Genomic DNA, 22,066 nt, shown 5'->3' with positions numbered 1-22,066 from the left:
GTCGAGGCCTTCGCAGCAAAGCTAGACAATTTACTGCTGGGACCGCCCCTGTTCCATAAGATCTCCCACCCATGGCAGGTAACCTCGGCGGGCTGTCATTCCGTCGGGCAATCCCTTGACAGAAAATCCGGACCCGGAAATGTCGATGGTGATCCGAGCATCGCCCACGGGTGCGTTGGTGATGTGCAGATCTCCATAGGACTCCGGGAGTACCGGATCCATCCATATTCCGCGCAGGGATACGTCCGGGTCGTATCGCATCAACGTTGTTACAAGCATGATCGGTGCGGTCGCTGCCCAGGCCTGCGGTGAGCACGCCGTAGGATACGCTACGGGCTCGGTGAAGTCCTCCCGACTGAATCCGCAGAACAATTCGGGAAGTCGCCCGTCCGAGAATTCCGCAGCTTCAAGCAACGCCGTGGAGATCCGCTGGGCCTCCGCCACGAAACCATAGCGCATGAGTCCGACTTGGATGATCGCGTTGTCATGCGGCCAGACCGAGCCGTTGTGGTAGCTGGCCGGATGGTAGGCCCCCATATCGGTAGCAAGTGTGCGTACTCCCCAACCGCTGAACATCTCCGGGGACATTAGTCGCTCGACCACTGACGGCGCCTTGTCCTTATCAACGATGCCCGTTGTCAAGCAGTGGCCCATGTTAGAGGCGCATGCATCGACCGGTCGCTTATCCTTGTCCAGCGCGACTGCGTAGTAGCCCTTGTCCGGCAGCCAAAACTGTTCGTTGAACTGTCGTTTGAGGCGCGCGGCACGATCCCGCAGCTCGGACGCCTTGGCCAAGTCACCGGTTTCGTACGCCATCCAGGCAGATGCCAGGAAGGCACCATAGACGTACCCCTGCACCTCGCAAAGAGCGATTGGAGGCTCAGCCAAGGTTCCGTCAGCGAAATTGATTCCGTCCCAGGAGTCTTTCCAGCCTTGGTTTATCAATCCCCGATCGTTAAGTCGCTCATACTCGACGAAACCGTCCCCGTCCTTGTCCCCGTAGTCCACAATCCAGCCCAACGCGCGGTCCGCGTTAGGCTGCAATGCGGCAATGGTTTCCTTGGCAAAGCCCCAACGGCTCACCTCCCCGAGCACCATAAGAAACAACGGAGTGGCGTCAATGCTGCCGTAGTAGGTGGATTTACCACCGAGAGCCAGTGCGCTTGAAACGTCTAGCCTGACCTCGTGCAAAATCTTGCCGGGCTCTTCCTCGCTCATCGGATCCACTACTCTTCCTTGACGGTCGCCAAGTGTCTGCAGCGTGCCGAGGGCCAGGGAGGGGTCCACGGGGAGCGCCATCGCCGAAGCCCACAGCGAATCCCGTCCAAACAGAGTCATGAACCATGGCGCCCCGGCCGCCACCACTACCCGGTTCGGGTGTCCGGGATCCTCAATCCGCAATGAGCCCAAATCGTCGTAGCTACGTCGCAGGGTCCGCTCGATCGAGCGGTTGCCCATTTGCAGGACTGGGATCTTGGCCACCCACTCCCGTCGACGACGGTCACGCGGTGTTAGCGCGTCGGTCTCCGGACGGGCATGAGGCGCCAGAGCGACAGCGCCATTCACGAGAGGCGCCACGCTGAGCAGCGCGCTCCAATGTCCGCGCGGCTCGATTGTCGTTCTGTAGGTTAACGCTTCAGTGACGACGGCGTCGCGGCCAGCCGTGATTACCACGCCTTTGCTGACGTCCCGCCACGTGCCCCGGATGACCAGTGAATCCCTGTCCAACTCCCGGGTTTCGTTCCAGCGCCGCTGGATACGAGCTTCCTTGACCTCGAAAAGGTCGGCGAAATCTGTTTCCACGGTCATGCCGACAAGGCATTCGACCGGTTGCCCCGAATAGTTGCGAACCGTAATCCGCTCCTGGATGCCCGCACCGACCTCCCGCAGTCTCTCAACGATCAGGGGGCTCTCCGTAAGGCCTTCGGATCGCGGCACCCGACCGGCGAAAAGCGCACGGTAGGGCTCTTTGATCTCGGTAGCCAGCGGTTCAACCAGTTGACCGTTTACGGTCAGGATCCACCGGGACAGGATCCGTGTGTCCTCGAAAAAGACGCCGTGAGGGTATTCCGGGATGATGTCCCCGTTAGCCGAGGAGATACAGAAATTTGAACCTTCCACCAGCGTCACCGCTGCACTCAAAGGCGCGGCCGCCGTGTCTGCGTTCCATCCAGCCATACCAGGCTCCTTCGCGGAGTTACACCGTCACTTCTGACGATTCAAGCCCCGATACGGGGCCCCTTCATTGGATCAACCGACTCTACGCTTCTCGGCGTGCTGGCTCCAGACCCCGTGACTACTCACCGAAACTTCCTGTGCCCGGGCAATTCCAACCAGGGGTCGCGAGTTCCGCCCGGGCCCCAGAGGACAACTATCGGATCAGGATTCCTTGTCCGGCCGGGAGCTACCGGCGGCTGAGAAGGTGACGGCCGATCGTTGGCAGTCCATTCATCCACGGCGACGCAGTTCGCAACTATGTATCAAACTGACACGCTTTGTCCCGTTGCCTAAGGCCGATTCTGGAAGGGATCGAATAGGCCAATCAGTTTAGTGAGTTGATTGCAATGATGAACCGGAAGCTCGCGCACGGTCGGCACGATGAGTGGGTGCGGGCGATCACCGATTGCGGACGAACAGTTCCGGGGGAGCGGTCAAATTGCGACTCGGTGCAGGACAAAGCAAGCTCAGAGTCGAGCGCGCGTTTCAGCCCACCGTTGCGCAGTTTGCCCGATTCGAAGTCTCCCGTTGCAGATCTAAACGTTGCTGGCATCTGGCCGGACATCGCGGCGGCAGTCGCCTAAAGCAAGAGCAAGGTAAGGGAAATGAAGGCTCGAGAAGCAGTCAAGGAACGCAGAATGCACGCTGCACTATCCGATTGGCGTGAGCTCCAAAGCGGTGAGTTCGTCAACATTGTGAGGAACGCAAAAGTGATCGCTCACGGTCGCGTTGAGGAAGTATCCGGGAGCGGCGGCGTCTTGTGGATCGGAAATGAAGAATCCGAAACACAGACATTCCTCAAGTCGGACGGTGTCTCTGTTCGGAGGCGCTGATGCTCGCCTCCACCATTGAACCCCAAACCCGCGCAATTACCTTGAAGGAAACCTAGGGATGGAAGTCCACCACGAATGGGGGGTCGCACGTAGGCCTCGATATCGAGACATGACGCGGTGGAGACCGGCGCGTCACGACCATTTACAGGCCGTCACCGGGGAGGACCCTGTGCTCTGGCTGCAGAACTATCGAGCCTTGCAGCAGCAGCTCTTTGAAGGCTCCAGGTTCGACGTCCTGACCAGATGCAAGAGGGAGGCCATTTCTCATGGTTTCTAAGCTGCAGTCCACTCTGCCAATACAGGCCGTAACTCGGATCCCGGTTCAATCGCCGGTGTACGAAAACAAGGGAAGGTCGGTCACCACGGAAGCCATGTGGCACGTCCAGGCAGAAGCATCACGCGGCGGATCACGTGGGGTCAAAGTCACATGGCATAACGCAGCTTCCTACAGCATCGAACTAAGCGACGAGATACCCGTCGGAATCATCTACGAGTGCCTCGCAGAAAACCCGCCAACAAATCTTGAAGGGAACCCGCCAACGAGAAAGCGCGGACCCTTGGCTGAAGACTGCGGCAAGGATGCGCAACAGTAGACTGTTCGCCGTTAGACCAGCCGAAACAAATTTCTCATCACATGCCAGTCAGATTCGTAGCGATAAGGAAAATACCAACCACCGCCACCATGACCGCAGCCACACTCGCGGAAATGACGGGAATGAAGCGTGTGGACCCGGGTTCCGTCTGTGACGCAGCGGACCGCAAAGAGTCGAAGCGGATGCTTGCCCACCACAGTCCAGCGGCTATGAGAACCAGGAAAATACCGAAATAGACCATCTGATCACCCTCTGCATTGAACATAACAAGCAACCGTCTTTACGTCACTGATCCGCTTCGCCGTCCCTTGCGGCATCGGGACCCAGTACGATTGCCAAATGCGTGCTCGCACGGTCCGGAGCGATCTGAGAACCCTGCATCGCACAACTGAAGCCATCGGTCAGCACGAGGCTCACTTCGGCGCCTCTATCCAGCGCGAGAGCAATCGAGCGCCCTGCGACCGTCATCGACATATCGAAATGATCCGCCTCGGAGCCGAATTCCCAGCGACACCGCAGCACGACGATGACTCGACAATGGTTGCCACTCCCAGGCCTGAAGTACCTGCATTTGCGAACCCGAGCCAAAGACCGCGTGCTCGCTCGTGGCAGTGTATTTGCAATGCGGCTGTTTCCGGGGGCATCGGTTTTTGGAACCCACCCCCCGTCCGAGCGCCACGCTTACCGCAACCGAGAAGCGCAAATGCCGTCGCGACCAGCACGAAAGTAGGCGCCGTCGGAAGTGACGAGTTCGACCTCCTGCACATGGTGGGTCCTCCGCCCGTAGGCCAACGGAGGGGTTTCCGCAGGCATCGTTCGTGAGGGACACGCCGATCGTGGCTCGCGTCAGCGATGAAGGATCCGGAGCAAAGGTAAGCTCTCCCGAAGTCGCCGCCTCAACATCGAAGCGCAGTTCGCCGAGTACGACGCCGGCGGCGACCCAGACCGTTCGGGACTCGGCGTCGCCAACGGTCTTGGGGAATGCGACTGCCCTTTGGTCGTACCCGATAGTTTGATGCGTCGCGGGGGTACTCCGAGCGTCGACGGGCCGAGTCGTCAATCTCGATACCCCGTTCCCGGATCTCCCGAAGTAGCCGAGCAATTTCGGCGGCTCCGACTTCGGCACTCGACATGTTCCGTTCTCATTCATTTCATTATTGGGAATTTTAGGCGGGTGCCGTCGCCGTTGATCTGTCCCAAACGACTCGGGCACAGCGACCTAAATATCGCTGTGCCCGAGGTTGGTCCCGGATTCGTGTGGGTCCGATTGCCAGAGCAGAACTCCCGCACGAATCCGGGCCGCCGACGCTATTTCATGAAATCAGCCAAATTGTCTTTCGTGATCAGCGTGAACGGGAGGGTGTAACGGTTCTCGATCTTCCCGCCCTTGAGGAAATCCGTGACAACCTGCACGGCCTTGACACCCTGCCCGGCTGAATCCTGGCGAACGGTAGCGGTCATGGTTCCGGCTTTGATGGCTTCGAAAGCCGGCTCGGTACCATCGACGCCGAGCACAGCCTTGATTTCCGAGGTACGGTGCGCGTCTGAAATAGCTGAGGCTGCGCCGAGGGCCATTTCGTCATTGTTTGCGACCACGGCGTCGATCTTGCCGGGACCGAATCGCGACAGCGTATCCTCCATGTTTCGCTTCGCGACGTCTCGGCTTCCTTGGGCCTGGAATTCGGCGACGGTCTTGATGTTGGCGTCGATCTTGCTTGTATAGCCAGACTTCCGACGGTCAGTCCATGAGGCGCCGTAGGTGCCTGCGGCAAATACGATGTTGGCACCATTCGGGAACATTTTGTTGATGTACTCGGCCTGCATTTCACCGGCGAGTGTGTCGTCGACGCCGATGTAGCTCTTGTAGTTGATGTTTGCCCCGTCCGCGAATTCAGTCGAGAGGATGAACAGCGGGATTTTAGCGTCCGTGACCCTCTTGGCCGCGGTCTGGCTTGCCTCGCCATCGAGGGGCTGCAGGATCACCGCATCGACCTGCTGGGTGAGCAAGTCCTCAACTTGGTTGAGCTCAGTTCCGACGTCCTTCTTGGCGTCGGTAATGTGCAGCGTGACGCCTTCATCCTTGGCAGTTTGCTGCATGGCCTTCGTCATCTGCGCCAAGTCCGGGTCTTGCAGGTCGAGGACTACTACCCCGATGTTGAACGTCTTGCCGCTCGAATTGTTGCTACCTGCGGTAGCGCCGCCAGCACAGGCGCTCAGGGTGAGGGCACCTGCCGCCAACATTGCGGCCATAGCAGAGAAGCGTGGTTGCATTCTCATAGGTTTACCTTTCGTTGTTTTGTGTGGTGAAGGGATTCAGTTGTTGGTATCCGGGAAGTAGCAAGTGTGTGTTAATTGGTCGATCAATCTGACTTCCAACGGTTGAGAAGCACCGCAAGCACCAAGATGATGCCCTGCATGCCCTGTTGGTAGTACGAGGAGACGCCGAGCAAGTTCATGCCGTTCATCACAACGCCCAACAGGAGCACGCCGACTACAGTTCCGCGGATCGTACCGACGCCGCCGAACAGACTGGTTCCGCCAATCACGACGGCGGCAATCACCTGAAGCTCGTACCCCGTTCCGGCGACCGGCGCCGCACCGTTGAGACGTGCAGTGAGCACCAAGCCGCCGAGGGCGGCAGTAACTCCACCGATGACGTACACCGTGAAGAGCACCCGATTCGTCGAGATCCCGACCTTCTTCGCGGACTCTTCGTTACCGCCGACCGCGTAAACGTGCGAGCCGAATTTCGTCCGGCCCAGCACGAACTCGCACACGACGGCGGCAAGTACAAAAATGACCACGGGGACCGGAATAGGGCCGATGAAACCCGATCCGATCCATTCCGCCGGACCGCTCAGCCCGGAGACGACCTGGCCGCCCGTGATGACGAGGGCCGCGGTGCGAGCAATCGCCATTGTTGCAAGTGTCGCGAGGAAAGGAAGGATCTTTCCCCAAACGACTAGTGCTGCACTCAGGAAACCGACGAGGACGCCCACCCCCAGTCCCGCGATCAGTGGCCACCAGAATGCTTCGCCGGTTGATGGAGCGAAGAGTGCGAACACCATTCCGGCCAGGCCGACGACCGATCCGACGGAAAGGTCGATGCCTGAAGTGATCATGATGAATGTCATGCCGAGGGCGATGAGTCCGATAATCGAGGACTGCCGAACGACGTTGACCAGGTTGTTAAGCGTCAGGAAGTTGGGGGCCGCCATGGCGAGGAAAACCAGAATGAGGGCGAAAAATACCAGGATTCCATAGTCACCGATGAAGCGCTTGATCTTGGTTGATCGTGAGCCTTCCTCCAGTTTCGGCTTGCCCAGCATGACTGCAATCGTGTTTGTCACGAGTCGCTCCTGTTCGTTGAGTAGTCGAACTCATCGGCCGGTGGCTCGCTGACCGCGGCGAGCGAAGTGCTCCCGATCTTGCGGCGCTCCACGGGGACTTCCACGTCGGTGTAGCCGTCGAGTGTGCCATGTGAGATCAGATGCGCAACTTGCGTCTCCGAGATCTCTCCGGTGCGGAACCTGCCAACGATCTGGCCCTGCCGCATGACCGCAAACCGGTCGGCCACTGCGAACGCCTCGTCGAGCCGGTGAGTGATGATGATGACCGCGATGCCCAGGTCCTTGAGCTTCTGGGTGACCTCGATGAGCTTGTCCACCTTGGCGACCGAGAGGTTCGCGGTGGGTTCATCCATGATGATCAGGCGAGCGTCGAAGGCGAGGGCGCGTCCGATCGCGACGGCTTGGCGTTGCCCACCCGAGAGTCGCTTCACCTTGAGACGGGGATTGATCGGTATGTCCAGTCGCGCGAGCACGCGATTGGTCTCAGCCTCCATCTTCTTCCTGTCGATGATGCGGAGCAGCGGACCCAGAATATTCTTCTGCGGCTCGCGTCCAAGGAAGATGTTCGTCCGAACATCAAGGTTGTCCGCGAGGGCGAAGTCCTGGTACACCATCTCGATCCCTTGGTCTCGGGAGGCCGACGGAGTGTGGAACTCGGTGGGTTTGCCATCCATCTCGATGGTGCCCTTATCCGGCTGATACACGCCGGTGAGTACCTTCATGAGCGTTGACTTGCCTGCCGCGTTGTCGCCCAGCAGTGCAAATGTCTCGCCTGGCTGAACGTCGATACTCACTCCACGCAATGCAGACACTGCGCCGAATGTCTTCTGTATGTCTTTGAGTGCGACCAAAGGAGCGGTCACAGGTGGTGCTTCGGTCATCTCATCCTCGTGATTGATAGATCTATGGCCATGAATTTGAACTGGTGAAGCAGATTCGCCAGCGGTTAGCCGATTCAGCATGTGCAGATACGGCACGACGCCCTAGCGTCTGCTCCAGCACTCCGGAGTCTCACCGCTTCATGTAAGAAACTATGAGTGACGGCAGTCATACTCGCGTGTGCCAGTTTGGAACATCTCGCCCCGATGGCGAATGCGCCTCAGGCAACGAACGCTTAAACACAAAACTGCTCCCCGGAAGCCCGAACTGATTTTTCAGTCCAGCTCCGGGGAGCAGTCCAAAAAGTGTGCTCCTCGCTCAGATCTTCTGACGACCAAGGCGGGCATACACATCGGGTCGCTTGGAGCGGAGGAAGAATGCGCAAACAATTCCGCCGAAGAACCCCGTACGCCTTAAGCTTCGAGTACGTTCTCGATCTCGCTCTCGGTCTCCGCGACAGAAGCGATAGCGAGGCTTGCATCATGCGGTGACGCGCTCGAAGCAGCGGCTTCCACCTCGGCGTCTGTGGCCCGGCCAAGACGGGCATACCAAGCGGGACGGAATCGCTTGAAGTAGAGCGCAACCGAGGAACCGGCGATGACGAACGCGACAAGCACGAGGAGCATCCAGAGGTTCTGGCCTGGTTCACCGCCGACGAGCAGGTCGAAGCGCGCGATCGCGAAGACCACCACCGCACCAAGGATCACCAGAGAGACGATCGGCGCAACGAACACTTTCCATGGAGATTCTCCGGCGGGAACACCCGTCCGCTTGAACCACGTGAAAACGGCGAGGCTAACGAGGACCATGAGGATAAGCACGCCCGCAGTTCCGATTCCGCTGCCCGCACCCATCACGAAGGCCGGATCGACCGAGGCAATAGCGAACGGCGCCAGCATGACCGCAACCGCGATCGCAGCAGTCAAGGACGCACGGTACGGGGACTTGTGCCGCGGGTGCACGACCGAGAGGTACTTCGGGAGAGCGTGGTCTGCGCTGAGGTTGAACAAGTAGCGCGCTGCGACGTTGTGAACGGACAGCACCGAAGCGACTGCCGACGTCGTAACCAGGACCATCGTGACCTGCAGGACGCCTGGACCGACGAACCGGGCGAGCGCATCATTGAACATTGTGCCGGCGCCATCGGTGGCCGCAGCCTGCGCCTTCGATCCGAACGCTACGATCAGCGTGTACGCGGACAGCGCGTAGAACAGTCCGATGAGGACGACCGCGAGGTACGTAGCCCGGGGAATCGTCCTGTTCGGCTTGCGGACTTCGTCCCTGTAGAGGGCGGTCGCTTCAAAGCCGAAGAAGTTGCCGAGTGCGAATAGGAGCGCGATGCCGGTGCCGCCGTTGATGAAGTGGGCCGGGTTGAGCGGTGCAAGCGACAGTCCGTCCGAGCCGCCCTTCGCAAGGGTGACGACGTTGAAGATGCCGACGAGGATTACCTCAAGAACCATGACGGTGCCCAGAACCTTCGCCGACAGGTCGATGTGGAAGTGTCCAAGGGTGGTGACAATGATCCACACTGCGGCGCCGCATACCCACCATGGCAGGGCGGGGCCGCCGAAGCTCGTCACCAGGGATCCGATTGTCACACCCGCGAAGCCGTAGATTCCGGCGCAGTTGACGAGGTAGGAGATCGTGGCGAGGTAGGCACTGCCGACGCCGGTCACTCGACCGAGGCCGAGCGAGATATACGCGTAGAACGCGCCGGCCCTGGGAATGTGGCGAGTCATTGTCATGTAGCCGATTGAAAATACCATCAGAACGACCGTCGCGATGATCCACGCCAGTGGCGCGGCTTCGCCGACGAAGCCGATGGCGAAAGCCAAATAGCCGGCGACCGTGACGATCGGCGCGGAAAACGCGAGCACGCTCAGCACGAGTGAGACGGTCCCCAGGTTGCCCGTAAGGCGGTTCTGCTGGTCTTCAGCGGACTGTGCCGCCGCGGGCGTCGGAGAGTTAGTGGCGGATTTCCTATCCATGGTGTTCCGCGATTCTGTTGATGCTGCTTTGGTCATTTTATCCTTTGTCCTCGCTAGATAGACCATGAATGAACGGATGAATCACGCTTGCCGGCGAAAATCGGCAAACTTCCTCGTTGGATCCAACACGACGCCATACGGTCGTTGTGCCGGAAGACGCTCCGGAGGCCTGGATTCACCCGCGTACAACAACTATGACCCGCATCACGTGCACCCCTATGTGCCAGAATGGAACGCCCCGGCTTCAGGCTCAATGACGTCCTACCACCACCCAGAAATGCCACCACTCAAGCAATCAACAAGCCAACCAGAACGCGCGCACACTCACATCAGGCCCTGCATAGCGAGGAATTCATCTAAGTTCCGAGAGGCACACCAACGCGTTTAAGGGCGTCCTCAGAATTCGACCGCCGAGGCGCCTGTGTCAATGGTCCGGCTGTTTGGTGGCGAAGGCTCCTCGATCATCATGAAGTAGATCCGGGGTGCGACCTCCCCGCCTCAGAGTGCCAGGGTGTTCAAATGCCGGTCCGTCGAGGCCTAGTAGTACTTTGTTAGGTTCTTCGGCCAGGGGCTTTTAATCGCCGGTGTGAACTGTTAATTTCGTTGCGTGGGCATGGAAGAGACAAGACTGCGCGTCGAGCTGGAGGACTACGTTGGGGAGGTGTTCGCGTCGTTGGGCCGGAAGGATCAGCGGGCGAAGGGCCGATTGTATTTGCAGGGGCTGATGTTGGAGGGGCGGCGCAAGTCGATGCAGCCGATGGCCGGGCGCCTGGATGTGGACCACTAGCAGTTGCAGCAGTTTGTCACCTCCTCGCCGTGGAAGGTAGAGCCGGTCCGCCGCCGCGTGGCCGCCCTGGCCGAGGAGGCCATCGCGCCGGAGGCGTGGGTGATCGACGATACCGGCTTCAAAAAGGACGGGGTCGCTTCGGCGTGCGTGGCGCGTCAGTATTCGGGCACGCTGGGCAAGATCGGCAACTGCCAGGTTGCCACCACCGTGCACATGGTCACCGATGCGGCCTCGGCCCCGGTGAACTGGCGCCTGTTCGTTCCCGAGGCCTGGGACGATACCTGCGAGCAGGCCGAGGCGGTCGCCGCCCGCCGGGCGAAGGCGAGGATCCCGGATTACGTGCGGAACCGGCCCAAGTGGGAGCTCGCGCTGGAGATGATCGATGAACTCACCCGCTGGGGGCGCACGTGCCCGGTCGCGGTCGCAGACGCCGGGTACGGGGACAACGCGTTGTTCCGGCTCGAGCTGACCCGGCGGTCCATTCCGTGGGTGATGGCGGTCAAGGCCTCCACCAGCGCCTACCCGGCCGATACCGTTCCCGAGCTTGCCGAACGCTCCGGCCCGAAGGGCCGGCCCAGCGTGCCGCGCTACCGGCAGGCTCCGGCCAGCCTGGCCGAACTGGCGGTGGCCGCCGGGAGAAGAGAACTACATCAGGTCACCTGGCGGCACGGCACCAAAAATACCGGCACCAACAAGACCGCGGCCATGAAATCCCGCTTCCTCGCCCTCCGCGTCAGGCCCGCCAGCCGGCACATCGCTCCCGGCGAAGACGGATCACTACCTGAGGCCTGGCTGATCGCCGAATGGCCCACCGGCGCCAAGGAACCCACCGACTACTGGCTCTCAGACCTGCCCGCCAACACACCGGCCAGGACCCTGGTCAGACTGGCAAAAATCCGCTGGCGCATCGAACACGACTACCGCGAACTGAAAACCGGGCTCGGCCTCGCCCACTTTGAAGGACGGTCCTTCCCGGGCTTCCACCACCACGCCACCCTCGTCTCGGCGGCGCACCTGTTCATCACCAGGAAACGCCTCGCCACCCCAAAAGCAGCAGGGGCAGCCTGAGCCTGTACAGGATCCTCAAGGAACTCCAACGGATCCTCATCCGGCAACTCGCCCGCTGCCCCTACTGCCAACACGCCCCACCAACCTAACAAAGTACTACTAGGAGGGAGGACGCCAATGGGACCGACTCCCTGGTCTCCTCCAGGACGCACCATGGGGATGTCGATCGAGGCTGTCGGTGATCGGTTCGTAGCTGGCGGGTCCGAGGTCGGGTGCGCAGGCCCGACGCTTGGGTAGTCCAGGCCCGCGGAAATGGAATGCGACTCGATGGTCTGGGCATCCTCGTCTTGCATCAGGTAGGGCCGGGCGCCGTGCAGGGCTCCCGGGCGTCCGGGCGTCCGAGGGTGATGGCGGCAGCATGGCGGCCGGTTTCGACGCCTTCGCAGCCGGATTCGAAGCCATAGTGCCTGACAGAGGGATCGTCGAGGAAGCCGTGGAAGATGCTGATCGCGTTCGACCCGCCGCTAATGCAGGCGGAGACCCCATCCGGGATACGCCCGGCCGGATTGAGGATCTGGGCCCGTGCCTCCTCGCCGATCACCTCATGGAAGTAGCGGACCATGGCCGGGAATGGATGGGCACCTGCGGCTGTGCCGAGAACGTAGTAGGTGCTCCTTGGATTGGTGACCTAATCCCTGAGGCTTCGGTGATCGGTCTTTCGGGTTCCGCGAATCGTTGGTGGCGGGCGGAACAGTTCTTGTTCAGGTCCGCGACCTGCGCTGTAAATTCCGGGTCGGTCTTTGCCTTCTCGAAGGTGTCCTCCAGCTGCTCTCGCTGTTCCTTGTCGAGGCCAAGCCGCATCCGCCCGCGCGCTTGCTCAGACGGATGCGGCCAAGATTCTGGGATCCCGGAATAGCGCGCCGGCAGCGCTTGACGCCAGACATCGGCTTTTACAAGTCATGAACCGGCGTTCCCGGGGGCCTCCTGGAGGAATTTGTCCTGGGGTCCCTCCTGCAGTCGCCTAATACGCCGCGCCGGAACCGGGGCGTTCCGCTAATTGGCTATGGGCAGCCCGCTTGCGATGGACACAGCGATCCCTTCCTCGGCCGAGCGCTGTGCAGCATCGGCAATCATCAGGGCAGCGCGTCCGTCTTCGAAGCTTGGGCTGCTGGACTGCTCACCGCGCACCAGTTTGATGAATTCATCAAGTTCGAGTGCGTATGCCTGCGCGTACCGTTCGATGAAGGATTCGATGTATGGTTCCTTCGCTTCAACGGATGAGGCTGACGAATAGCTCACGAGCCTGGACTGGACGTTGTCAACTTGGAACATGCCGAGCGCCCCGAACGCCTCGAGGCGCTGGTCGTAGCCGATGGCGCTGTGCCTCGAGTTCGTGATGGTGACGATCGCGCCGGAGGCGGCACGCAAGGTCACCACGGCCGTGTCGAAGTCGCCGTGCTCGCGGGCGCCCGTGTCGAACAGCTGGGCCCCGGTAGCGCTCACTTCGATGATGTCACCGACGAAGAAGCGCGCCATGTCGAAGTCATGGATGGTCATGTCGCGGAAGATCCCGCCCGACACTCCGATGTAGGACGCAGGCGGGGGGCCCGGATCCCGGCTGACGATCGAGAGGTGTTCGAGCTTTCCAATCTCCCCGGCCAGCACCCGCGTGTGCACGCGCGCGAAGCTGGGGTCGAAGCGCTGGTTGAAGCCCAGCGCTACGGGGATCCCGCTCGCTTCGAGCTTCGGACGCAGTGCGTCTACCCGGGCGATGTCCAGATCGATCGGTTTCTCGCACAGGACGGGAAGGCCTGCGTCGATGCAGGCCTCGATCAGCTCGATGTGGGTTGGGGTTGGGGACGCGACGAGCACGGCGTCCAACTGCCCGGAGTGGATAAGTTGTTCTGGCGAGTCAGTCGCGGTGCCACCGAAGCGCGAAGCCACCGACCTCGCTCCGTCGATGAACGGGTCGGCTGTCCCGACCAGTTCCGCCGCCGGATTGGCGGCGATGTTTGCCGCATGGACCTGGCCGATGCGGCCGGTCCCTATGAGTCCGAAGCGTATGGGATTGTGGCTCATGAATTGTCCCCTTCGAGAATCGCAATATCAAAATTCCGCAGGACGGGTTTAGAAATGCTGGTGGGAAACGAAAAGGTGCGTCGGCATTACGAACCGATTCGCACTGAGATCAGGCTGCCAGCCCAACACCGAGACCTTGTGTCCCAGTTTGATACGGGTGCGAGCCAGTCGCGGAAGTGCCCGAAACTCAAAGCCGGGAAGGACGGGCACCATCGCGAGCGCCTCCTTGCTGCTAGTTCTGGTAGAAGTCGGGTTTCGTCGCAAGCATGATCGTATGCCGGTTGCCGGTGCGCGTTGCCTCGATGGCTGCATCGGCGACCGCGATAGGTGCAACTGGTGATGCCCGTCGGGCGCGATGGCAACCTCATACGGGTACCCTCAGTAGGAACCACAGCGCCCGGCATAGGTTCTGCGCCTTCGGTGTTCGACCATCACCCGCGCCTCTCTCGGGTAGCAGGACTCCGAGGCACACGGGCTCCGGAGGCGGACCACTCAAGGTGCCCGAGCAGAGCCCGATGGGCTGTCGCGAAGTCCTCCCGGCTCACTGCATGTGGATTCTGCGCGAGCCAGCGATGGTGGCCGAGGTCAAGAATCAGCTTCTCGTCGACGTTCGAGCGGGGGGGCGACGGACGGCTGCGGCCGTAGACTCCAATTCGTTTGTCCTTGCCTTAAAACTGGCACTGGGTCAGCAGATGGGCGGTTTCGACGGCGCCCCGTTGGGTGTGGATCGGCACCGGACTGGCCCGGGTCAGAGACGAACCTCAACTTGAGTAGCTGGCGCTCCAGCTGCTACTCGAACAGCGTGCGCAGAGGAGCGTTCAGGAACGTACCGGTGGGATCGAGTTTCCTCCGGACCCCGATGAAATCGTCCCACCGAGGGTAGCGCTCCCGGAGGATGTCCGGAGCAAGGAAGTACTGTTGTTTGCCCCAATGCGGCCGCGCATCGAACTCGGAAAGTACGAGGTCGATGGTGTGGAAAAAGGGCAAATTATCTCCGCCCTTCGTTCGGCAGAATCCGATCGCCACGGAATCCCGGCCGTACATGGGCGACAGCCAGGATTCGTCCCGCGCCACAGTCCGTGCTTCCATTGGAAATTCGTCGGGGAAGCGGTCCATCACGGGCAGGACTGCTGCGAAGGCATCGTGAGCCCTCTCGTAGGGAACGAAGTACTCCACTTCTTCCCACGGCGTCGGATAGTGGTCAGGGTAAATCCTGTACGGACGGTTGAGGCGCGCAGCCGGTGTGTAATCATCCTCCGCATCGGCGGGGACTGTGTCGTAGATGCGCACTAAGGTCGGGTCATCCATGCTGTCCGGCAGCGATGGCAGGATCGCCGACATGTCGTACATCGGTCCACGAACGAAGCTGAAGTGCCGGTGCCTACGGTTCGCTTCATCCCATTCGGCCAGGACTTGTGCAAAGGGCTGGAAGGTCAGCGATTCTCTTAATTTGAACGCTGGCTCAAGCTGCAGATCGATGCTAACGAGGATCCCAAGCATCCCCGATGAGGCTCGGAGAGCCGGCAGCCGTGGATCGTCGGGGCCTATTCGCTCCAGTTCGCCGGATGCCGTTATCAGCTCTGCGCCGACGACTGCCCCGGACATTGCGGTGAATTGCAGTCCCGACCCGTGGGTTGAGGTGCTGACAGCGCCTGCGATTGTCTGGAGATCAATCGCGCCCTGGTTCTTCAGGGACAAGCCTGCGTCCCACAGGGGCCCGCCCATCTCAGAGATTTTCGTACCGGCCTGGATGCTTGCCCGATTCGCGGTTTGGTCAATGTCGATAATTCCCGACAGGGCCGAGATGTCAAGGACGATTCCATCGGTGGGAACGAGCGGGGCAAACGAATGACCGGACCCCACCGGACGGACCGAGATCCCCCGTTTGGTCGCGTCGGCCACTATCTCGCTCACGTGCTCAACAGAAACGGCCTTGACGACCGCCTCGGGCGAGCAGCCTTGAGTGCCGGCCCAGTTACTCCATGTCGTTTGAATGCTCATGTTGTTCAATCTCCGGTCCTGCGACGCATAGCCCGGTCGCTTTTGGGAATGATTCATTGCTGAAAACGCCTCATGCTTCGGCAGTTGGCCCGAGCCACATTCCGGAGCACCCCTCTACACCTAGCGCAGCTTTTCCTGATGCTGTCTCCAACGGGTCAGAAGACAACCGAGTGTTCGTCTGTCAGGGTCGCCCCAAGTTAAGGAAGCTCGGTCGGCCCGGATCAGTCGATCATTTGCCGGCCAAGCCGAACGTAAATGTCCGGTCGCCGGGAGCGCAGGAAGAATGCATAGACAACGCCTCCAAAAAACAACGCGAAGGTGAAGCTCATAAAAATGCCCGTCATCTCAGCTGAGCCGCCAATGAGTTCGGGGTAGTTTGCGATTGCCAAGTAGGTGACTGCCCCGAGGAAGACCACGCTGATGAGCGGGGCAACGATTGTTTTCCATACTGACTCCGGCGCGAAACTGCGGCGACGCAGGAAATACACGAGGACGGCGAAACTGGTGATGAACATCAGCAAGAGCACAGCGAAGGTTCCGCTGCCGCTGGCAATCGGATACAGAGCATCCGGGGAGACATCCAACACGGCGAAGATTACTGTCGCCACCGCCCAGATGAGACCGATAGCGATTGCGGCAACATAGGGTGATTTGTGCCGGGGGTGTACGCGTCCAAAGAACGCGGGAACGGCGTGATCGGCTGCAAGGGAGAAGCCGTAGCGCGCTGCGATGTTCTGGATGGACAACATGCATGCCAGCACGGATGTAATGAGGAGAATCGTTGTAATATCCGCGAAGGTCTTTCCCACAAGGACTCCTACGGCGTTGTTGAACAGATTCACGGTGTCGCTTGACGCTGCCGCCTGTACGTTGTCCGGACCGAAAAAGGCGATGAAGGCCGACGCGGCGACCGCGTAGAAGAGGCCGATTCCGGCGACGGAGAGGTATGTGGCACGGGAGATTGTCTTGTCCGGATTCTTGACCTCGTCACGATAGATGACAGTGGCTTCGAAACCGAAGAAGTTGCCGACAGCGAACAGCAATGCCAAACCCACGGTCGCATTGGTTACCGATGACGGGGCGAATCCTGCGCTCTGTACTGTCTCGAGTCCTTTGGCTGAGAACGAGGCCACATCGAAGACAACAACGATGGCTACCTCAAGGAGCATTACTGCTGTGAGCAGTTTCGCGGAAAGGTCGATGCGGTTGTAGGCAAGGGCCGTTGTGACTGCGGTGATGGCCAGCGCGTACCAGTACCAGGGGATTTCCGGACCGTTCAAGCTGCTCACTACGAATCCTTGCAGCGTCACTCCGAAAAATGAAGGAGCGAAGAATCCTATGAAGATGTACCCGAAGAGCGCAAGGAAGGCGCCGCCGAGGCCGGCTGGTTTGCCGAGTCCGGCCGTGACAAACGAGTAGAAACCCCCTGGCGACTGGACGCTGCCGCTCATCTTCACGAAACCAACGGAGAAGATCAGCAGCATGAGGGTGACCAGGACGTAGATAGCCGGAGCCGTCTGACCGCTGAACATCAGCAGGACGGGAAGGGTTCCGGCTACCGTGGCCAGCGGCGAAGAGAACGCGAGCACGTTCATCACTAGTTCGCCCACCCCCATGTTGCCATTGAGCCGGCTTTTGGGAGTGGAGCTCGTCGCCTTTGGTTTGTCGATTGTTGTATTGCTCACGTAATCCTCGTCACTAAAGTATGAGTGCCGACTCACAGTATCGACAGCTGGACAGGCAGGGGTGTGCCAGTCTGGGACAGCTCGAGGATCGAGCGGGTCAGCGTGACGGCACGGTCCAGCACTTCCGCGAGTTCCACTTGCCCAGCCGTTCGGCCACCCCATCGCTTGACCCCATCCAGAAGGGTAAAAATCACCCGCGTTGTTTCGGTAGTGAGGCTGTAGCCCATCTCCGCTGCCGCGGCGGCAAACATGCCTTCGTGGAAGCCAACCAACGCCCCGACTTCATCCCGGACCTCGTCGCTGAGAAAATGCGTGACGCGATCTGTGGCGATCAGGAGGTCCCATAGCTCAGACTCGGGTTGCAGCAGCTGGTGTGAAAGGTAGAAGCGCACCAGGGCCGCCCAATATTCCTCGGCTGATCCGGCATCCCTGGCTGCGGCGAGCAGCCCGCGGGCGAAGTCGTGAGTGAACGACAGGAGTGACGCGGCGACAATTTCGCCCTTTCCTTGCGGAAAGCTTGAATAAAGACTCGGAGCCTTCATTCCAAGCTCCCGCCCCAAGGTCCTCATCGTTACCGATTCGAGTCCGCCGCTGGTGGCCAGCCGCAAGAATGCAGCCAAGATGCGTTGCTGCGCAGGAGTGTGGGGAGGTCGGTCGCGACTGAACAAGAAGGCGGCGATTGACGCGGTCGCTTGCTCGCGCGGCACCTGAATCATTCCAACGTCACCCCCGTTATCCATCAACACAAGAATAGCTAACGACCGTTCGTAAGTCATCAGTCGGAGCCGCCCGGATGGCAAGCAGCTTCCCCCGGAGGAGCTCAATCGCGTCGGCGGCGGTTTAGGGACTGGCTATGTTCCCGGTGTTGGCCACGGCGACGGGTCGCGTGTGTCGCGGCCTTCTGCCATGTCCTGATGGAGTCGGTGAACGAGCTTTCCGGATCGCCTGAGCGGAACGTTGGTGCGTTCGCCAAGATCGGTCTCACTGAAGGTTGCTGACGCCCGCAGCCATTCGACATGCCGTCCTTGTGCGAGCTTCCTGTTCATCATCGAGATCAACTCTCAAAAATATTCGGTTTGTTCGGTCCCTTCCAGCGTCCGTCCCGTGACGCGAAACCAACCGTGCCAGTTCGGGACACGGTCGCACCGGAATGGGGTTCACCGTGTGCCGATGCTTGTGAAGAAGATGAAAACCCCGGCGGCGGCCACCAAAAAGGCAGCGGCCCCCGGGGAAACCGCGTAGATTCCGTAGAATGTGCCCGGGCTTCGCGGCTGACGTCCGGCCCTGGCGAAGAAGTGGCGGCCCAACAGGCGCAACCCGGCCGCCACCAGGATCAAGAAGAGGCCGACGTACTCCATTAATCCACCCAACGAGCATTGTGCGGGTCCAGTGCCAGAGCCAGGTGTTTGCCGGAGCGCTCCGGGTCGATCTGTGAGACCTGCATGGCGCAGCTGAAGCCGTCGGTGAGGACCAGGGCGTCTGAATCACCCTTCGCCAAGGCGGGTATGACGGAGTGTTTGGCGACCTTCATCGACATGTCGAAATGCTCAGCCTCGAAGCCGAAGTTGCCGGCCACTCCGCAGCATGAGGACGATTCCACAAGGTTCGGGACGCCCCAGGTCTCCAGGATGCGTTTCTGTGCGCCGGAACCGAAGACGGCGTGCTCGTGGCAGTGGGTTTGCAGCACTGCTGTTTCCGGCGGCAGGGTCTTTGGCTTCCATCCGCGTTGCATGGCTTCGTCTACGGCCACCGAGAATGACCGGACCCTTGCCGCGACCCGGGCGGCGGCGGCGCCGCCCACGAGCTTCGGACCCTCGTCCCGGATGGTCGCCGCGCAACTCGGTTCGAGGACGACGATGTCCCGGTCCGTGCCGTCATCGAGCTTGCTGATCAGCCGGGCCAGCCGCCGTCGGGCACCGTCGCGCTGCCCGGTGGAGATCCAGGTGAGGCCGCAGCAAGCGTCCGGTGTACAGCCAACTGAGCTGCCGGATTCGCGGAAGATCCGCGCCGCAGCCGGCACCACCTCGGGTCGGAACGCGCGGGTAAAGCTGTCGATGAACAATAGGATGTCCGCGTTCCCGGTGAATCCGGCTTCCCGGATCCGCTGCCGGATCCTGGCCGACTGCGCGAAGTCCGGAAGCCGCCGTCGCGCGCTGACACCCAACAGCTCCCCCAAAGCCCGGAACAGGCCAATGCGCGTACCGAGGTTGGCAAGCGTGGAGACCCTCGTCAGCAGCGGCAACCAACGCGGCAACCAACCAATCGAATAATGCGTGAACGGCCGCAGGCGGCCACGATAGTGCTCATCCACCAGCTGCGACTTGGCTTCCGCGATGTCCACACCCGTGGGACAGTCGGTTGAACACGCTTTGCAGGACAGGCAAAGATCCAGCGCCTCCCTCACTTCCGGGCTTGACCAGCCGTCATGGCTCGTCCCCTTAGTCCTGGTAAGTTCCTGCAGTACTCTCGCCCGTCCACGCGTCGAATCCTTTTCGTCTTTGGTGGCCCGGTAGCTGGGGCACATGAACCCGCCGGTCGTCGCCCTGCAGCGTCCCACCCCGATGCAAGCGTGGGTATTGCCCATGAAGGGGCTAACCACCGAGAGCAACTCACGGTTTTCGGAGGAAGGTACGACGGCGGCATCCAGGACCGCGCCCACCTCGCCGTGGTCGGAGACAGGTTGAGGTAGGCCTTCCAGGGCGAGCGACGCAGAGAAGGGCGCCGGGTCCACGATGATCCCTGGGTTGAGGATTCCTGCCGGATCCCAGAGATGTTTGAACGCTTTGAAGACGGCCAACATCTCGCGGGAGTACATCACCTCGAGCAATTCGCCCCGCGCCCTGCCGTCACCGTGCTCTCCGGACAGCGACCCGCCATGGGCGACCACGAGCGTGGCCGCTTCATGGGTGAAATCGCTGAATGCCTGCCGGCCGGCGTCACTGCGAAGATCGTAATCCAGCCGCATATGCACGCACCCTGCACCGAAGTGTCCGTACATGAAGGCGGTATAGCCGTACTTCTTCACTAAAGGCAGCAAATCCGCGAGATAGTCGGCCAGCCGCTCCGGAGCGACAGCCGAATCTTCCCAACCTGGCCACGTCTGCACACCATCGATGCGCCTTGACGAGAGTCCTGCACCGTCTTCGCGAACGCGCCACAGCTTTGCGCGTTCCCGGGGTTCGGTAACGATTGCATGGTCCACGATCCGGCCGTCGGCGCGGAGCTTTTCCGCCAGACGTTCGCAGTCGGATGCTGCTTGGTCGATGGTTTCGGCCGAAAACTCGACCATGAGGAAGGCCTGGCCCTTCGGCAGGGAATCAACACTCGCGTCCCCCCTGCGGTGGCGCATGATATCCACAATCGATGCATCCAGGCCTTCGATCGCGCTTGGCTTCGCCGCCAAAATAGTCATCACATCGCGGGCCGACTCGATGGTGTCCTGATATCCAAGGCACAGGAGCGCCGTGGTCCGGGGTTTTGGGACCAGTCCGACTTTGGCCCTTACTATGATGGCGCATGTGCCTTCGCTGCCCGCCAAAGCGCCCGCGATGTCCAGACCGTTTTCCGGCAGCAGATGGCCCAGGTGGTACCCGGAGACCTGACGCGGAATTTTCTGCAGTTCTACCCGCAGCGGAGCCATGTTTGCCCTCGCCAGTTCATTCAAGCCTTCCAGCAACTCACTGGCCCGGACCACGGAGTGGTGATCTGTCACGTCCACCGCCCGAAGGAAGTCCCGTCCGGCATGCAGGTGGGCGCCGTCAGCAGTAATGAGTTCCAACTCCTTTACATGCTGGGTCATCCGCCCGTAGGCCACCGAGTGGTTACCACAGGCATCGTTGCCGATTGAACCGCCGATCGTGGCCCGCGTCATTGAGGAAGGGTCAGGAGCGAAGGTCAACTTCCCGTGCGTGGTTTTCTCAACGTACGAGCGCAACTCGCCCAGGACAACGCCCGCATCCGCCCAGACCGTGGCCTGGTCGGCGTCGAGGCCTTCCACTGAAACCATGCGGCGGGAGAGGTCGATCACCAAGCCCTCACCGATCGCGTTTCCTGCCATGGAGGTGCCGCCGCCCCGTGCGATAGTCGGCACGTTCGAAGCGGAACACGCCCGCACAACCTTCCGAAGGTCGTCGACGCTTCCTGGGAAAGCGACGGCGGCAGGCCGGACGCGGTAATTCGAAGCATCGTAGGAGTACTCGGAGAGCCTTCGGGAAGAGTCGTCCACCTCGATGCCCTGCTCGCGCAAACTCACAAGAAGCTGCCTCAGGGTTGTGTCCCGGTCGTCACCATGCGGCATATTTGCGTTCTCCAATCGACGTGGTGGAAATCTAGGCAGGCTGGCACCCTGCTGGAGTGTGCCAAAACCGAACGGGCACAGCGGGTGGATCCCCTGCGCCCGTTCATGTGGGAACTGCTTATCTCAAGCTTTGTTCGTGAGCGTGATCGCCGGCGGCAGGGGTCAGCTCCTCACCATGAGGCTGTAACCGTCAGCCCTGTGAAAGAGGCGACGTTCACCTACTGAAACGACCCAGACGATTTCTCCGTCGGGAGTCTTGTCGTCCACATAACCATCGTGCGGAGGCCAGCCTGCTCTTTGCAGTCGAACGGGGTCTCCCACTGCTGCTTTTTCCCAAAAAGCGACCGGT

The 22,066-nt window shown here is 60.7% G+C and carries 12 protein-coding genes and 2 pseudogenes; 1 reads left to right on the top strand and 13 read right to left on the bottom strand.

The window, feature by feature from the left end:
- Nucleotides 1-30: 30 nt before the first annotated feature.
- The 6 genes from AC1DJW_RS11630 to AC1DJW_RS11605 form a co-directional block, all read right to left on the bottom strand.
- Nucleotides 31-2,178, bottom strand: coding sequence for an amylo-alpha-1,6-glucosidase (locus tag AC1DJW_RS11630; protein ID WP_441429384.1), 2,148 nt, complete (start codon nucleotides 2,176-2,178; stop codon nucleotides 31-33).
- A gap of 1,502 nt (nucleotides 2,179-3,680) precedes the next feature.
- The gene (locus AC1DJW_RS11625; protein WP_441429385.1) at nucleotides 3,681-3,908 is read right to left on the bottom strand and encodes a hypothetical protein; all 228 of its coding nucleotides are present in this window, start codon (nucleotides 3,906-3,908) and stop codon (nucleotides 3,681-3,683) included.
- A 1,043-nt stretch (nucleotides 3,909-4,951) separates the two neighbouring features.
- Entirely contained in the window at nucleotides 4,952-5,920 is a 969-nt protein-coding gene (locus AC1DJW_RS11620; RefSeq protein WP_441429386.1) for a sugar ABC transporter substrate-binding protein, read from the bottom strand.
- A gap of 83 nt (nucleotides 5,921-6,003) precedes the next feature.
- A complete protein-coding gene (locus tag AC1DJW_RS11615) occupies nucleotides 6,004-6,993 on the bottom strand; it encodes an ABC transporter permease (protein WP_441429387.1) in 990 nt (329 codons plus the stop codon).
- Nucleotides 6,990-7,874, bottom strand: a complete 885-nt coding sequence (locus tag AC1DJW_RS11610; protein WP_441429388.1) for an ATP-binding cassette domain-containing protein — start codon at nucleotides 7,872-7,874, stop codon at nucleotides 6,990-6,992. The genes AC1DJW_RS11615 and AC1DJW_RS11610 overlap by 4 nt, the downstream gene beginning before the upstream one ends.
- Before the next feature lie 411 nt (nucleotides 7,875-8,285).
- Nucleotides 8,286-9,896: an APC family permease gene (locus tag AC1DJW_RS11605; protein ID WP_441429389.1), complete on the bottom strand. Its 1,611-nt coding sequence runs from the start codon at nucleotides 9,894-9,896 to the stop codon at nucleotides 8,286-8,288.
- Between the two features lie 577 nt (nucleotides 9,897-10,473).
- Here AC1DJW_RS11605 and AC1DJW_RS11600 point away from each other — a divergent pair.
- Nucleotides 10,474-11,715: pseudogene (locus AC1DJW_RS11600) on the top strand (IS701 family transposase).
- Between the two features lie 171 nt (nucleotides 11,716-11,886).
- Here AC1DJW_RS11600 and AC1DJW_RS11595 read toward each other — a convergent pair.
- The 7 genes and pseudogenes from AC1DJW_RS11595 to AC1DJW_RS11565 form a co-directional block, all read right to left on the bottom strand.
- Nucleotides 11,887-12,325 (bottom strand): annotated as a pseudogene (locus AC1DJW_RS11595) (PALP domain-containing protein); the annotation flags it as partial.
- Nucleotides 12,326-12,708: 383 nt separating this feature from the next.
- Entirely contained in the window at nucleotides 12,709-13,734 is a 1,026-nt protein-coding gene (iolG, locus tag AC1DJW_RS11590; protein ID WP_441429390.1) for an inositol 2-dehydrogenase, read from the bottom strand.
- Between the two features lie 789 nt (nucleotides 13,735-14,523).
- Nucleotides 14,524-15,735, bottom strand: coding sequence for a D-arabinono-1,4-lactone oxidase (locus tag AC1DJW_RS11585; protein ID WP_441429391.1), 1,212 nt, complete (start codon nucleotides 15,733-15,735; stop codon nucleotides 14,524-14,526).
- 221 nt (nucleotides 15,736-15,956) lie between these two features.
- Nucleotides 15,957-17,330: an APC family permease gene (locus AC1DJW_RS11580; protein ID WP_441429454.1), complete on the bottom strand. Its 1,374-nt coding sequence runs from the start codon at nucleotides 17,328-17,330 to the stop codon at nucleotides 15,957-15,959.
- A gap of 122 nt (nucleotides 17,331-17,452) precedes the next feature.
- Nucleotides 17,453-18,196 carry a TetR/AcrR family transcriptional regulator gene (locus tag AC1DJW_RS11575; protein ID WP_476901466.1) on the bottom strand — a complete coding sequence of 248 codons (744 nt, stop codon included), beginning with the start codon at nucleotides 18,194-18,196 and terminating at the stop codon, nucleotides 17,453-17,455.
- A 381-nt stretch (nucleotides 18,197-18,577) separates the two neighbouring features.
- Nucleotides 18,578-18,778, bottom strand: coding sequence for a hypothetical protein (locus tag AC1DJW_RS11570; protein ID WP_441429393.1), 201 nt, complete (start codon nucleotides 18,776-18,778; stop codon nucleotides 18,578-18,580).
- Nucleotides 18,778-21,732 carry an FAD-binding and (Fe-S)-binding domain-containing protein gene (locus tag AC1DJW_RS11565; RefSeq protein WP_476901465.1) on the bottom strand — a complete coding sequence of 985 codons (2,955 nt, stop codon included), beginning with the start codon at nucleotides 21,730-21,732 and terminating at the stop codon, nucleotides 18,778-18,780. Before AC1DJW_RS11565 ends, AC1DJW_RS11570 begins: the two co-directional genes overlap by 1 nt.
- Nucleotides 21,733-22,066: the final 334 nt, after the last annotated feature.

The organism is Arthrobacter sp. 05L417 (assembly GCF_056397865.1).
The sequence above is the reverse complement of the archived record's forward strand: the minus strand, read 5'-3'. Positions and strand labels throughout refer to the sequence as shown.

Excerpts from the sequence above, each read along its gene's own strand:
- AC1DJW_RS11605 (WP_441429389.1), bottom strand. The coding sequence starts at position 9,896 with ATGACCAAAGCAGCATCAACAGAATCGCGGAACACCATGGATAGGAAA.
- iolG (WP_441429390.1), bottom strand. The coding sequence starts at position 13,734 with ATGAGCCACAATCCCATACGCTTCGGACTCATAGGGACCGGCCGCATC.
- AC1DJW_RS11610 (WP_441429388.1), bottom strand. The coding sequence starts at position 7,874 with ATGACCGAAGCACCACCTGTGACCGCTCCTTTGGTCGCACTCAAAGAC.
- AC1DJW_RS11620 (WP_441429386.1), bottom strand. The coding sequence starts at position 5,920 with ATGAGAATGCAACCACGCTTCTCTGCTATGGCCGCAATGTTGGCGGCA.
- AC1DJW_RS11630 (WP_441429384.1), bottom strand. The coding sequence starts at position 2,178 with ATGGCTGGATGGAACGCAGACACGGCGGCCGCGCCTTTGAGTGCAGCG.
- AC1DJW_RS11625 (WP_441429385.1), bottom strand. The coding sequence starts at position 3,908 with ATGTTCAATGCAGAGGGTGATCAGATGGTCTATTTCGGTATTTTCCTG.
- AC1DJW_RS11570 (WP_441429393.1), bottom strand. The coding sequence starts at position 18,778 with ATGGAGTACGTCGGCCTCTTCTTGATCCTGGTGGCGGCCGGGTTGCGC.
- AC1DJW_RS11585 (WP_441429391.1), bottom strand. The coding sequence starts at position 15,735 with ATGAGCATTCAAACGACATGGAGTAACTGGGCCGGCACTCAAGGCTGC.
- AC1DJW_RS11580 (WP_441429454.1), bottom strand. The coding sequence starts at position 17,330 with ATGAACGTGCTCGCGTTCTCTTCGCCGCTGGCCACGGTAGCCGGAACC.
- AC1DJW_RS11575 (WP_476901466.1), bottom strand. The coding sequence starts at position 18,196 with ATGACTTACGAACGGTCGTTAGCTATTCTTGTGTTGATGGATAACGGG.